Source organism: Paenibacillus piscarius (genome assembly GCF_022234545.1).
GTDB lineage: Bacteria > Bacillota > Bacilli > Paenibacillales > Paenibacillaceae > Paenibacillus_AQ > Paenibacillus_AQ piscarius.
Genome location: NZ_JAIEUI010000004.1, coordinates 198,168 through 211,526 on the forward strand (window position 1 = coordinate 198,168; position 13,359 = coordinate 211,526).

The following is a 13,359-nucleotide window of genomic DNA, read 5'->3' on the forward strand; positions in this document are numbered from 1 at the left end:
GCTAGACCACCACGGCTGAATTTCCGGTGTAGCGCACCAGCGTCCGCTTGAACAGCTGAAGCTTGGTTTCATCGCTGACATAAGAGCGCTGGCGGAAGACATCATAGCCGTTGGCCTCCACTGCATCCAGAATCGCGGCGTAGAAGGATGCGGCAAGCTCAATCGCAAGCCCGCTCTCCGGCGGGTAGGTCTCAACCTGCTCCAGGCCTCTTTGGAACCAGACCAGCGCTTCAGCCCGAAGCTCCTGAAGGACTGCGGTGAACTGCTGATTCACAATCCCCGCCTCCAGCTCCTGCTGGCTGTATCCGTGCTTGTTCATCACCTCAAGGGGCACATATCTTCTTCCCCGGCGCAGGTCCTCTCCCACATCGCGGATGATGTTCACAAGCTGCATTCCGATTCCCAAGGAGATCCCTGCTGTCCGTGCCGCTTCGCTCTGATCATCCCGCAGAACAGGCAGCAGCATCTCCCCTACCGTTCCGGCGACCAGATAGCAGTAGCCCTCAAGGTCCTCCATCGTCTCGTATTCCGTAACCGTAAGATCTCTCAGCTGGCCCTCCATTTGCAGATGGAAGGGTTCGTGCTGAAGCTGCGGGAAGCTGCTGAACAGCCAGCGCAGCGCCGGCCAGATAAAGTGGCCCTCGGCCTGCTCCAGGGCGGTGAAATGCGCCTTCAGCTCATGGATGCTGTATGGTGAATTCTCAGGCTCATCCACGCTGTCATCGATCAGCCGGCAAAAGGCATAGATGACATGCACCGCTTCGCGCCTGGGACTGGGCAGAACATTGAACGCCTTATGAAACGAAGTAGACCCCTTCTTCATCAGTTCCTCACATTGCTGTAAAATCCGTTCATTCATGTATGCTCATCTCCTTTGTCAATTCCTGAACAGCGAGTCTTGCTCCCTGCATCACTATAGGCACACCGCCGCCCGGATGGACGGAAGCGCCTGCGGCATACAGCCCCTGAATCGGATAAGGCTTCGGCTGGGGCCGGAATACCCCCGACTGGCTAAGCAGCGGCGCAATACCGAAGCTGCCGCCTCCGTATAATCCTTCCTTCTCGGCATCGGCCGGTGTCCGCAGCCGGCGCCAGATGATGCTGTCGCCAAGCCCGGGGAAGCCCCGCTTCTCCGCATCGGCCAGTACGCGGTCAGCCAGCTCACCGGCAAGTGCCTCCCAGTCTCTATCCGTCCCTGACGGAACGGGAACGAGGAAGTACAACACACTCTCCCCCGGAGGTGCCGCGCTATCGTCCAGGGCTGCCGGGTTAAACACATAATACGAAGGATCCGCCGGAATCTGTTCCCGCTCAAACAGCTCATGCAGGCTGCTGTTCAGGCTGTCCGGCAGGAAGAACTGGTGGACCAGTGACTCCGGCCACCGCCGGGATGCTGCGGCATAGATCAGCAGACAACCCGAGGAGGGCTTGAAGCGTCCGCGCTTCACGGCAGCCTTGGCCGATGGGCGGCTGCCTTGGACTGCCGTTATCCCCACAGCCCGCTCAGACTTGAACAGGCTTGGCGGGAGCAGCTTCTCCACATTCGGGAAATCACCGTTGTAGAGAACCGCATCATACAGAATCTCCCGTCCGTTAACGACAACTCCCCGGCAGCGGTCCCCTTCCACCAGCAGAGACTCTACTTCAGTGCGGGTATGAATCTCTACCCCGCGCCCTTCCAGCTCCCGGGCCATAATCCGGGGGAGAACACCATACCCGCCCTTCAGCATCCATATGCCGAAGGCGTGCTCCGCATAAGGAAGCATGGTGTAAATGCCTGGAGTACGGAAAGGGGCTCCTCCAATATACAGGCTCTGCAGGGAGAACGCATCCCTAAGCTCCTCATGCCGGAAATACTGTCCGATGGCCGAGCGCAGGTTACGATAGGCCCGCAGGCGGACCATCAGCGCCAGATTAGCCGGGCTGAAGAATTCCCGCCCTTTCTTGTATCCCCTCTCCAGGAACGAAGTCCGTCCTTTGGGGTACAGCCATGACATATCGTTCATGAAGCGCGTGAAGCCCTGACCCTCGCCGGGGTATAGCCGCTCAATCTCTTCAGCCTGCGCTGATACTTCTGAATATTTGGTCAGCACACGCCCGCTTCTGAAGTGAACCCGGTAGAGCGGATCGCAGTGCAGCAGCTCAAGGCTCCCGGGCGGCAGGCCGCCTTCCTCCAGAATCCCGAGCAGCATCTCCGGCAGCAGCACGATGGTCGGTCCCTGGTCAATCCGGTAGCCATTCTGTTCTTCAAAAGCCACCCGCCCGCCAACCCCGGCGGCGCGCTCATACATCACCACCTCATGCCCCTGCCGGGTTAGCAGCAGCGCTGCCGTCAGCCCGCCGATACCGCTGCCCACAACCGCGATGCGGCTCATAGCGCAGCCCCCGCACCCGCACCGGGAGCCGTAGCCGTCACAGCGACTCTTCCACGTACCGCCTGGTCATGCTCGCGCAGCAGCCGCGCGCTGATCTTGGCCGACTCGAAGATCGTCGGCAGGCCGCTGCCCGGATGGGTTCCCCCGCCGACCAGCCAGATACCGCGCACCTCCTCGAAGGTGTTGTGCGGCCGCAGATGCATCATCTGCCCCAGATTATGGGCCAGGTTGAAGGTGGCGCCGTTATAGACATTCAGCTGACTCTGCCAGTCCTGCGGAGAGAAGAACAGGCGCTCCTCCACCCGCCCGGCAATTCCCTTGAGCTGCGGAATCTGCTCCAGCCGTTCCATCATCCAGGCTTCAACCTCCTTGCTCTCCTGCTCCCAGTCAATATCAGCCTTCAGGTTAGGAACCGGCATCAGCACATAAAGGGAGGATTTACCCGGCGGCGCCAGCGTCTTGTCGATAGCCGAGGGATTGTGAACATAGATCGAAGCATCCTCGGACAGCACCCCCAGCTCCGTAATCTCCCTGACGTTGCGCCGGTAATCGGCTGCGAAGTGGACAGAGTGATGGGCAAGGTCCACCTCGCCGTCCACGCCCAAGTAGAGCATGGCAGTGGAACAGGAGTATTTTTTGCGGGCAATCTTATCTGGAGTGTATTTCTTCAGCAGGCCCGGCTCGAACAATTGGGTCATTGCGGAGCCGAAGTCAGCGCCAATCACCACATAATCCGCAGCCACCTGCTCCCCGTTCTCCAGCAGGAGGCCAGTGGCCTGGCCCTGTTGCACCTGAATCCGCTTCACGCCGCTTGAGGTATGCACGCGCCCGCCATGCTCCTGAATCACCTCAGCCATCGCCTGAAGGACACGGTTCACGCCCCCAATCGGATGATACAGGCCGTAGCGGTGCTCCATATAGGAGAGGATGGTGAAGGTGCCGGGACATTCCCAGGGCGACATGCCAAGATACTTGGCCTGGAACGTGAACGAGAAGCGCAGCCGTTCATCATCGAAATAACGCGACAGCCGGTTATACACATTATCCGCGGCGTTCAGCTTGGGCAGCGCGTGGAAGACATCTCTGCGCATATAGTCCCCAATCGATTGGAACGGACGCTGCAGCAGCGGAATCACCCGCTCCAGCTTCTCCCCCTCTTCTGCCATGAACCGGCGGTAGCCGGGGCCGTTGCCCGGGAACAGCCGTTCAATCTCTTCGGCAGTCTGATCCTGATTGGTCGAGGGGGTAAATACGGTATCTCCGAAATGCAGGGAGTAGAGCGGGTCAAGCGGCTTCAGGGAGACATAATCGTGCACCGAACGCCCGGCCAGGGCGAACAGCTCTTCCAGCAGATGCGGCATCATCAGGAAGGTGGCCCCCCGGTCGAAACGGTAGCCTCCCAGCGTAAGCTCTGCCGATCTGCCGCCCACTGCGGCCTGCTGCTCGTATAGATCCACTTCATATCCATCAGCGGCAAGCAGCATGGCTGCGGCCAATCCGCCCGGACCGGCGCCAATTACTGCAACTTTTGCGGTGTGTGAGGTTCCAGTCAAGCTTGCTTCCTCCTGTCTGTAGATAGCTCCATATTTCAAACGTTATACAAAAACTATACAACCTTGATACAAATATCATACATACTTTGCCGGGCCATGTAAATATCATCCTAGCGTCCTCCGCTAAATAGGCTGCTAGACTTGTCCGCAGCACAAAGAACCGGCCGTTCCCCCGCAAGGGGTTACGGCCGGTTCCATACCATTTCATGCTATCCGAATTCACTATATTTGGTTCCTGATTTGGTTCCGGCGAACTCCCGTTCAAACCAGGCTTGCCACTGTTCTGGAGGCTCAGTCAGCTTATAAGTAGCCCTGGTCTCCTGCGGAGCTGCAGTCTCATAAGCCTTGCCGCCTACAATGAGCTGCAGCTCCGGATACATATTGCCCAGCCGTTCAAGCAGGTCTTCCGCATACGGGACAAGCTTCACGTTCGTAACGGAGAGGCAGACTGCCCTGATCCGCTGTCCCTGGGCCGCCAGCAGCTCCATGACGCCTTCCTCCGGCGTGTTTGCCCCCAGGTAGATCACCTCCACCCCGTTCCTGCGCAGGAACAGCGAGAATAACAGCAGCCCCACCTGATGATGCTCACCCGCCGGACAGAACGCGAGCACCTTCGGATAATTGCCGTACACGGGAAAGACATGGAAGAACTGCGACAGCCGGTTCGAGATCATATGCGTCATATAATGCTCCTGCGCCACCGTGGCCGTTCCGGCTTCCCACGCATCGCCGATCCGCACCAGAACCGGGATCAGCACGTGGTGGACCATAGCCTCATAGCCGTATAGGGAGAAGCCGAAGTCAATCAGGGCATCCGCCCGCTCCCCCTGGATCTCAAGCAGCGCGGTGTAGATCTGCTGCTTCATTTTGTCCAAGGCATCCTTGGGGGCTCCTGCGCTTCCAGCTATCGGCTCCTGCCGGTCCAGCTGCTTATGCTGCTTCAGCATCCGTACCGCATGGGAGATACTGACACCCTGCTTATCCGTCTGTTCCTTCAACCAGCGAAGGTCCTCGATGTTCTCCTGGCTGTATAGCCTGTAGCCCGATTCGGTGCGCTCGGGAACAACAGCCTGATACCTGTTCTCCCAGGCACGCAGAGTGACGGAAGGAATATCGAGCATTTCGACAACCTGTTTGATGGAATACACGATGGATTTCACTCACTTCCTGTTTAACACTGAATACTCTGAAGATTCAAACCTTATACAAAATATCTACACTCATTATACATTCGCTTCTGTATTATGTCACCAGCCCTTGTATAACCCGGCTTTCCGAAGTATGCCGCATAAATCGGCAGCGATCAGCCACAATAATCCTTCGGGTGAATTCAGCGTCTGCTGCTTCACTTCTCCCTAGCGGGCGTTATAGGTACTTACATCGCCTGCGCCGGTACATACATATTCCGGCACCGCAGCATACCCAGGAGGATTATCCATGAACCAAGGCAGCCGCCCCACCCCCGAGCAGATCCAGCTAACCCTGGCTTCCGGTGCCATCACCGGGGGCCGCCGCAAATACAGAAGGCATGTCCCTCTCCGCCGCCCCAGGCTGTGGATGGTTGCCGCCCTGCTGCTGCTGTGGCTCGCCGGGGTCATGATCTATCAGACTCATAAGCCTCTGCCCCCTGGCCTCTCTGCGGAGAGCCCTCCCTATCAATTGGATAAAGTCGCCTTCTGGCATGATCTGACCTACCAGGACGCCGGCGGCAACCGGGCCAGGGAGGAACAGATTCTGCCGCGAATACTGCAGATCATTGAAGAGTCCAGACAATTTCTCGTTATTGATATGTTCCTGTTCAATGATTACACCCATACTGACCAGCAGTTCCCCAAGGTCAGCCGGAAGCTGGCCGATAAGCTGATTGCCCAGAAGGCTGCCTATCCCGGGATGGAGATTGCCTTCATTACCGATGAGGTGAATACCAATTATGGCTCTGCACCCAATCCGCTGCTGGAGGAGATGAAGGCCGCCGGCATCAAGGTGATTATGACGGATGTAGGCCCTCTGCGGGACTCGACGCCGGCTTACTCTGCGGTCTGGCGTACCTTCATCCAGTGGTTCGGCCAGTCCGGTGAGGGCTGGATTCCGAATCTGATGGCCAGCGGCGGACCCGACATTACCGCCCGTTCGTACCTGAAGCTGCTGAATGTAAAGGCCAACCACCGTAAAGTGATCCTGAGCGAGAACACCGCGCTGATCTCTTCAGGGAATGTACATGACGCCAGCGCTTATCACTCTAACATTGCGCTGGAGGTGCAGGGCCCGGTCCTGGCGGATATTCTGAAGAGCGAGCAGGCCGCCGCCAACCTGTCGGGAGCAGGCCCCCTGCTGAGCGAGCAGCCGGTCTTCAGGCAGGCCGCTGCCCCAGCAGGAGAAGCAGGAGCTGCCAAGCTGGAAGTCCGTTATCTGACGGAGGGCAAGGTGTACAAATATGCGCTGCAGGATATTGCTTCGGCGGGACCGGGAGATGTAATCTGGATGGGGATGTTCTATCTGGCTGACGACCGGATTATCGATGCCCTGCTTGCCGCAGATGCCCGCGGGGCCAAGATTAGACTGCTGCTTGATCCCAATGAGAACGCCTTCGGCCGGGACAAAATCGGTATCCCGAACCGTCCGGTCGCCCAGAAGCTGAACCGCAGCTCCACAGGGAATCTGGCCATCCGCTGGTATAACACCGGCGAGGAGCAGTATCATACCAAGCTGATGTTCATTGCCAAGAAGTCAGGACCCTCCGTCATCCTTGGCGGATCAACGAACTTCACCGCCCGCAATCTGGATGATTATAATCTGGAGAATGATCTCCGCGTATCCGTTCCGAAGGATCAGCCGCTGTACGCGGACATGGAGGGTTACTTCACCCGCCTGTGGAACAATGAGGGGGCTAACTACAGCCTGCCGCTGGAGGAATACCAGAGCGGAATGACCTGGATCAAATATGTCATCTACCGGATTCAGACCCGCCTCGGGTTCACTACCTTCTAACATTCATCCGGCCAAAAGAAAAACGGTACCCTCTCCAAATGAGTGGTACCGTTTCTAATTTGATCTCCTGCTTCCGCCTATAGCAGCGGAGACATCAGACGGGCGGCGGATTCCAGCAGCCGCTCCAGCAGTCTTTTCTCCATGAAGGTCTCATGGACAATCTGCCGCGTGGACAACAGGTCGCGCTCGAAATCGGCAACGACCCGCGAGACGCTCTCGGTCTGCAGCAGCAGCGCATTCACCTCGAAGTTCAGATGGAAGCTGCGCATATCCATGTTGGCGGTCCCGATCGTGGCAATCTCCCCGTCGGCAATCAGCAGCTTGGAGTGGATGAAGCCCTTCTCGTATTCAAAAATCTTCACGCCCGACTCCAGCAGCGCCGGGAAGTAGGAATGCGAGGCCAGGAACGGAAGCCACTTATCGGGCTTAGCCGGGAAGAGCAGTCGCACATCCAGACCAGACATAGCCGCCACCCGCAGCGCCGTCAGAATATCGTCATCCGGTATAAAATAAGGCGTTGCGATCCAGACCGACTTCTCCGCCGTAGTGATCATTGAGAAGAAGATATTCTTCAGCGCACGCCGCTCGTTATCCGGTCCGCTGGCAATGATCTGCACCGCCCCGTCCCCGGTAGTGAAGCGAAGCTGCGGGGAGAGGTAATCCTGCTCCAGAATTTTCTCGCCGGTGGTGTGCATCCAGTCCTGCAGGAAAATAATCTGCATCGTCCGCACCGCTTCGCCCCGCAGCAGCATATGCGTATCCCGCCAGAACCCGTAGGTCTTGCTGCGGCTCAAATACTCGTCTCCGACATTCAGCCCGCCCATGAAGCCGACGTCGCCGTCGATGACTACGATTTTGCGGTGATTGCGGTAGTTCACCCGGCTGGAAAAGAAAGAGGTTGAATTGCCGTAAGCCGCCACCTGCACGCCCGCATCACTCAGCTCCTTCAGGAACGCCCGGGACAGCTGCATGCTGCCGACCGCGTCATACATGAACCGGACCGCCACGCCCGCGCGGGCCTTCTCGATCAGAATCTGCTGAATACGCGTCCCGATATGATCCGCCCGGAAAATATAATACTCCATATGGATATGATGCTGCGCCTGCCGCAGCTCCAGCAGCAGCGTCCCGAAGGTCTCTTCGCCGTTGGTCAGAATCCGCGACTCAGAATTGAAGGAGATCGGCGTGCGCCCGAGCCGCTGGGACAGTCCCAGCAGCTTCTGCCGCGCCGGGCTGAATACCGTCCAGTCCTGATGCATCCGCAAGGCATCGTTCTCAATCCGCTCGTAGGCCATGAGGTCGCGCTGGGCCTTCTTGTCATACTTGCGCCGCTTGAACACATTCTGCCCGAACAGGAAATAGAACACCAGCCCCACCACCGGAATCAGCGCCAGCAGCAGAATCCAGGACACGGTGGTGGATGGATTGCGGTTCTCCATGAAGATCCCCAGCCCGATCGAGATGACTGTAAGCGTGGAGAATATACTGATAATCGTCCCGGCTGTACTGCCGAAAATGCCGAATCCAAAATAATAAAAAGCCAGCAAAGCCGCTATAATGACTATTGCCTGCAATCCTCTTCTCATAGGTAACCTACCTTCTCATTCTGCCATCCCTCACCAAATTGACACATGTCTATATTAGCATGAAGAATCCAATTCTACCTACTGAAATCCTATGCAGAGCTGGAATGGGCATCCTTCTGTTACGCTCTCTCACTAAAGGCTAAAACGCCAGATTTGTAATGCCGCAGCATATATAATATAATCTCCCTGACCTCCCAGTCAATAATAGAACCAGAGAGTCAGAAGGGAGACCTTGTCAGCGTGACCGCGAAAAGTATCAAGAAAGAACAAATCCTCAAGACCGCCATGCAGCTATTCGCCGTGAAAGGCGCCTCTGCCACCTCCATGCAGGAGATTGCTGCGCTGAGCGGGATCTCCAAGGGAAGCCTCTATCTGTTCTTCAAGTCGAAGGAAGAGCTCGAGCACAGCATCTATATGTATTGCTTCCGCATGATTCACGACCCGATTCAGAAGGAGGAGCTGGAGACCGGCAGAACGCCGCGGGAGAAGCTGTGCCACCAGATTGAGATACTGCTTAGCCATGTGTATGAGCTCCGGGAGTTCCTCCAGCGCCAATTCCTGGATCTGGCCGGGAGAGGGCAGACCGAGGTGCCGGAATGGGTGCAAAAAAACAATGCCGCACTGCTGCACTGGTCCCGCAGCAAGCTGGAGCAGCTGTACGGGCCGGAGATTCTGCCCTACGCCGGCGAGCTGTTCCTGCTCAGCCACGGCTTGATCAGCTCCAGCATCAAGCTGCTGTTCTGCGGAGGGACCTCCGTGACGATCCCCGCCCTGGCCGGACGCCTGGTGGACTGGCTCGATATGCTGGCAGCCGGCCTATTGGCCGGACAGCCTGCTCCCCTGATTGCCGCCGCTGACCTGGAGCAGTGGGCCGACCCTCCGGGAGAGGCACAGCGCCAGAGCCCGCTTCAGCTTATCAAGGCGATGAAGCTTCTGCTCAGCGAGGCTGACGGGCTTCATCCGGACGCTGCCGGGGACGGTCTGGAATCTCTCAGCATTCTGGAGAGTGAAATTCTCAGCCTGGAGCCCCGGAAAGTAATTCTTCAGGGCATGATTGCCAATCTTGAAGGGTATCCTCTCCTATCAGAAGAGCTCGGGAGGCTAAAGAAGCAATTCGCCCCTTATATGAAGATCTGCGGGCTTCAGGAGTGAATCCATGCAGCGCGCTTTAAATATCCAGATTAATTCGTAATGGGAGGTTCTAACCTACTGATGAAAAGCCTAATTAATTTCTCGCTCCGCAACAAGTTCGCCATCTGGCTGCTGACGATTATCATCGTCTTCGCCGGCCTGTATAGCGGAATGACTATGAAGCAGGAGACACTGCCTAATATCAGCATTCCTTATCTCAGCATCACTACCATCTATCCCGGCGCCGCGCCTGAAGGGGTCGTCAATGAAGTCAGCAAACCGCTGGAGCAGAAGCTGCGCAACGTGGATGGCGTGAAGATGCTGACCTCCACTTCACTGGAGAACGCCTCCAGCGTCACCATTGAATTCGACTACGGCACGAACCTGGACAATGCCACCGCCGCCGTGCGGGAAGCCTTGAACGAGGTGAAGCTGCCGGAGGAGGTGCAGAAGCCGCAGATCTCGCGCTTCAGCCTCAGCTCCCTGCCGGTTATCTCGCTCAGCATCTCCGATGAGAGCTCCGGCGATCTGGAAGAACTGACGCGGATTGCCGAGAATGACATCCGTCCGGCTCTCGAGGATGTGGAAGGCGTAGCCTCCGTGCAGATCGCCGGACAATATGTCAAAGAGGTCTCCCTGAAGTTCAATCCGGAGAAGCTGAAGCAATACGGCCTGACCGAGGATACGGTCAAGGGTATGATTCAGGGCTCCTCCCTGCGCGTGCCGCTCGGCTTGTTCGAGCTGGACAAAGCGCAGAAGGCAGTTGTCGTTGACGGCAATATTACAACAGTAGAGGATCTGCAGAACGTCAGCATTCCGCTGGTTCCTTCGGCTCCTCCGGCCGGCAGCGCAGGAGCCGGTGCTGCGGGCGGTGCAGCCGCTGGCGGAACAGGGGCAGGGGCACCGGATGCTGCCGCCCAAGGCGCTGCGGGTGCTGCTGCTGGCGGCGCGGCTGCGATGACCGGTCTGCCGACCGTGAAGCTTAGTGAGCTGGCCGCAATCGAGGTGGTCGGCAAATCGGAATCCATCTCCCGCACGAACGGCAAAGAATCGATCGGGATTCAGATTGTGAAGGCTAATGATGCCAACACAGTCGATGTCGTGAACGGGGTCAAGGACCGGGCGGAGGAACTGAAGAAGCAGTATAAGTCAATGGACCTTACAGTCCTGCTCGATCAGGGCAAGCCGATTGAGGATTCAGTGAATACCATGCTGTCCAAGGCAGCATTTGGCGCCCTGTTCGCGGTATTGATCATTCTGCTCTTCCTGCGCAACATCCGTTCCACCATTATTTCCATTATCTCCATTCCATTATCACTGCTGATTGCAATACTGTGCCTGCGTCAGATGGATATTACGCTGAACATGATGACGCTGGGCGCAATGACCGTTGCCATCGGGCGTGTAGTCGATGACTCCATTGTCGTCATTGAGAACATCTACCGGCGGCTTACACTGTCCGGCGAGAAGCTGCGCGGCCGTGAGCTGATCAGCGCGGCGACCCGCGAGATGTTCGTGCCGATCATGTCCTCAACGATTGTAACCATCGCGGTATTCCTTCCGCTCGCTTTTGTCAGCGGGATGGTCGGCGAGCTGTTCCTGCCGTTCGCACTGACCATGGTATTTGCGCTGCTGGCCTCACTGGTAGTGGCGATCACTCTGGTGCCTGCACTGGCTCATACCCTGTTCCGTAACGGGCTGAAGAAGGGCAAGAAGAACCACGGAGACAAGCCCGGCGCACTGGCTGGCGGGTATACCAGGATTCTGGACTGGTGTCTCTCACATAAGCTGGTCACCTTCGGCGTGGCCGTCCTGCTGCTGGCAGGCAGTCTGTTCCTGATCAAGCCGATTGGCGTCAGCTTCCTGCCGTCGCAGGAAGAGAAGAATGTGACGCTCACCTTCTCCCCGAAGGCCGGCCAGACGCTGGAGGATGTGAAGGCGCTGGGCCTCAAAGCCGAGAAGTTCATTCTGGCGCAGGAGCACCTGGATCAAATGCAGTACTCCATCGGCGGCAGCACCCCATTCGGGATCGGCTCCGGCAACTCCGGCCTGTTCTACGTAACGTATGCCAGCGATACGCCTGATTTCGATACCGTGAAAGAGAAGCTGATCGAAGGATTAAGCAAGGAAGTGCCAGAGGGCAAGTGGGGCGACTTGTCCGGCATGGCTGGCGGGGGTCTGGGCGGCAGCACGCTGACCGTCAACGTCTTCGGCGATTCGCTGGAGCAGCTTAAGCCGGTCGCTGATGAGATCGCCGGGATCGTGCAGGCGGACAAGAAGAACTTCAAGGACGGTAAGACCAGTCTCTCCGAAGCCTATGATCAATACACCATCGTAGCCGATCAGGCGAAGCTGAGCTCGCTCGGCCTGACCGCCGGGCAGATTGCGATGAAGCTGAGTCCGGCCGGGGCCCGGCCTGTGCTCACAGAGGTTAAGCTGGACGGTAAGAATTATAATGTCTATATTGAAGCCGACAAAGAGTCCTACAGCAGCATTAAGGAGATGGAGGCCGCTACGCTCACCTCTCCGCTGGGTATTACTGTGCCGATCGGCGAAGTCGCCAAGATTGAGCAGGGCCAGTCGCCCGACTCGATCACCCGCGAGAACGGCAAAATGAAGGTAGAGGTGACTGCTGAGATTCTCTCCAGCGACATCAGCAGTGCCTCAGGCGCTGTCCAGAAGAAAATTGATGCCATGGATCTCCCGGATGGCGTGACCGTGACCTTCGGCGGCGTCACCGAGCAGATCAACGAAACGTTCGGCCAGCTCGGCATTGCCATGCTGGCGGCGATTGCTATCGTATACTTCGTGCTGGTCGTTACGTTCGGCGGCGGTCTCGCCCCGTTCGCGATCCTGTTCTCCCTGCCGTTCACAGTCATCGGGGCTCTCGTCGCCCTGCTGCTGGCCGGTGAGACGCTCAACGTCTCCGCGCTGATGGGCGCACTGATGCTGATCGGGATCGTCGTCACCAACGCGATTGTCCTCATCGACCGCGTCATCCATAAGGAGCAAGAGGGCCTGTCCACCCGTCAGGCACTGCTGGAGGCCGGGGCTACGCGCCTGCGTCCAATTCTCATGACCGCGCTCGCGACCATCGGTGCCCTGCTGCCGCTGGTGACAGGACTTGAGAACAGCGCCGGCATTATCTCCAAGGGTCTCGGCGTCACCGTCATCGGCGGCCTCGTCAGCTCCACACTCCTGACCCTGGTCGTTGTGCCGGTGGTCTACGAGTTCCTGATGAAGTTCCGCAGCAAGAAGGTATATGAGTAGAGAGTGACGTAAGGCTAAACGTCGCTACAGGCAGAAGTAAGGCGCCCTTCCGTTGGTGGAAGGGCGCCTTGTTTGTTAATGATAATTAGCCTATCTCCTGTGAGTGGAGTATCGAGAATCACTAGTATTAAAAGTAGGGAAATTACTTTTAACTCATCGCTTGCTGAGGGTTGCAGTGCCCGATTAAGGTGCAAGGGGTAGACTTAATTGCAATCCGTACAACTAAATGGACGGATGTGCCGCCAGACCTCTGTTTAGCTGTATTTCGTACAATTAACATGCCTCTATACCTGGATTTTCGCCCATCCGTGCAAATATAGTTGTACAGAGTACAGTTAGGAGCGGAAAGCCTCACGTTTCACTGTTTTTAGTTGCACAGAATACACTTATCTCTGAGTTATAAATTCTTAGCAATTTCTAATGCACGAGTTAAACATTCAGCGTTGTTTAGACGTC

At 57.2% G+C, this 13,359-nt stretch carries 8 protein-coding genes; 3 read left to right on the forward strand and 5 right to left on the reverse strand.

What is annotated here, in order from left to right; translation table 11 throughout:
* Position 1 precedes the first annotated feature (1 nt).
* The 4 genes from K1558_RS09185 to K1558_RS09200 form a co-directional block, all read right to left on the reverse strand.
* On the reverse strand, positions 2-859 hold the full coding sequence (locus K1558_RS09185) for a phytoene/squalene synthase family protein (RefSeq protein WP_238651213.1): 858 nt from the start codon (positions 857-859) through the stop codon (positions 2-4).
* The gene (locus tag K1558_RS09190) at positions 852-2,375 is read right to left on the reverse strand and encodes a phytoene desaturase family protein (RefSeq protein WP_238651214.1); all 1,524 of its coding nucleotides are present in this window, start codon (positions 2,373-2,375) and stop codon (positions 852-854) included. Before K1558_RS09190 ends, K1558_RS09185 begins: the two co-directional genes overlap by 8 nt.
* Positions 2,372-3,928, reverse strand: coding sequence for a phytoene desaturase family protein (locus tag K1558_RS09195; RefSeq protein ID WP_274528479.1), 1,557 nt, complete (start codon positions 3,926-3,928; stop codon positions 2,372-2,374). Before K1558_RS09195 ends, K1558_RS09190 begins: the two co-directional genes overlap by 4 nt.
* Positions 3,929-4,137: 209 nt before the next feature.
* Positions 4,138-5,088 (reverse strand): MerR family transcriptional regulator, encoded by a 951-nt coding sequence (locus tag K1558_RS09200; RefSeq protein ID WP_238651215.1) that lies wholly within the window; start codon positions 5,086-5,088, stop codon positions 4,138-4,140.
* A 277-nt stretch (positions 5,089-5,365) separates the two neighbouring features.
* Here K1558_RS09200 and K1558_RS09205 point away from each other — a divergent pair, with 277 nt between their 5' ends.
* Complete coding sequence (locus K1558_RS09205) at positions 5,366-6,916, forward strand: phospholipase D family protein (protein ID WP_238651217.1); 1,551 nt, start codon at positions 5,366-5,368, stop codon at positions 6,914-6,916.
* 77 nt (positions 6,917-6,993) lie between these two features.
* On the opposite strand, the gene cls is transcribed toward K1558_RS09205, so the two are convergent.
* Positions 6,994-8,502, reverse strand: a complete 1,509-nt coding sequence (cls, locus tag K1558_RS09210) for a cardiolipin synthase (protein WP_238651218.1) — start codon at positions 8,500-8,502, stop codon at positions 6,994-6,996.
* A 240-nt stretch (positions 8,503-8,742) separates the two neighbouring features.
* On the opposite strand from cls, the gene K1558_RS09215 reads away from it, so the two are divergent.
* Positions 8,743-9,654: a TetR/AcrR family transcriptional regulator gene (locus K1558_RS09215; protein ID WP_238651219.1), complete on the forward strand. Its 912-nt coding sequence runs from the start codon at positions 8,743-8,745 to the stop codon at positions 9,652-9,654.
* Positions 9,655-9,714: 60 nt separating this feature from the next.
* Positions 9,715-12,903, forward strand: a complete 3,189-nt coding sequence (locus K1558_RS09220) for an efflux RND transporter permease subunit (protein ID WP_238651220.1) — start codon at positions 9,715-9,717, stop codon at positions 12,901-12,903.
* Positions 12,904-13,359: the final 456 nt, after the last annotated feature.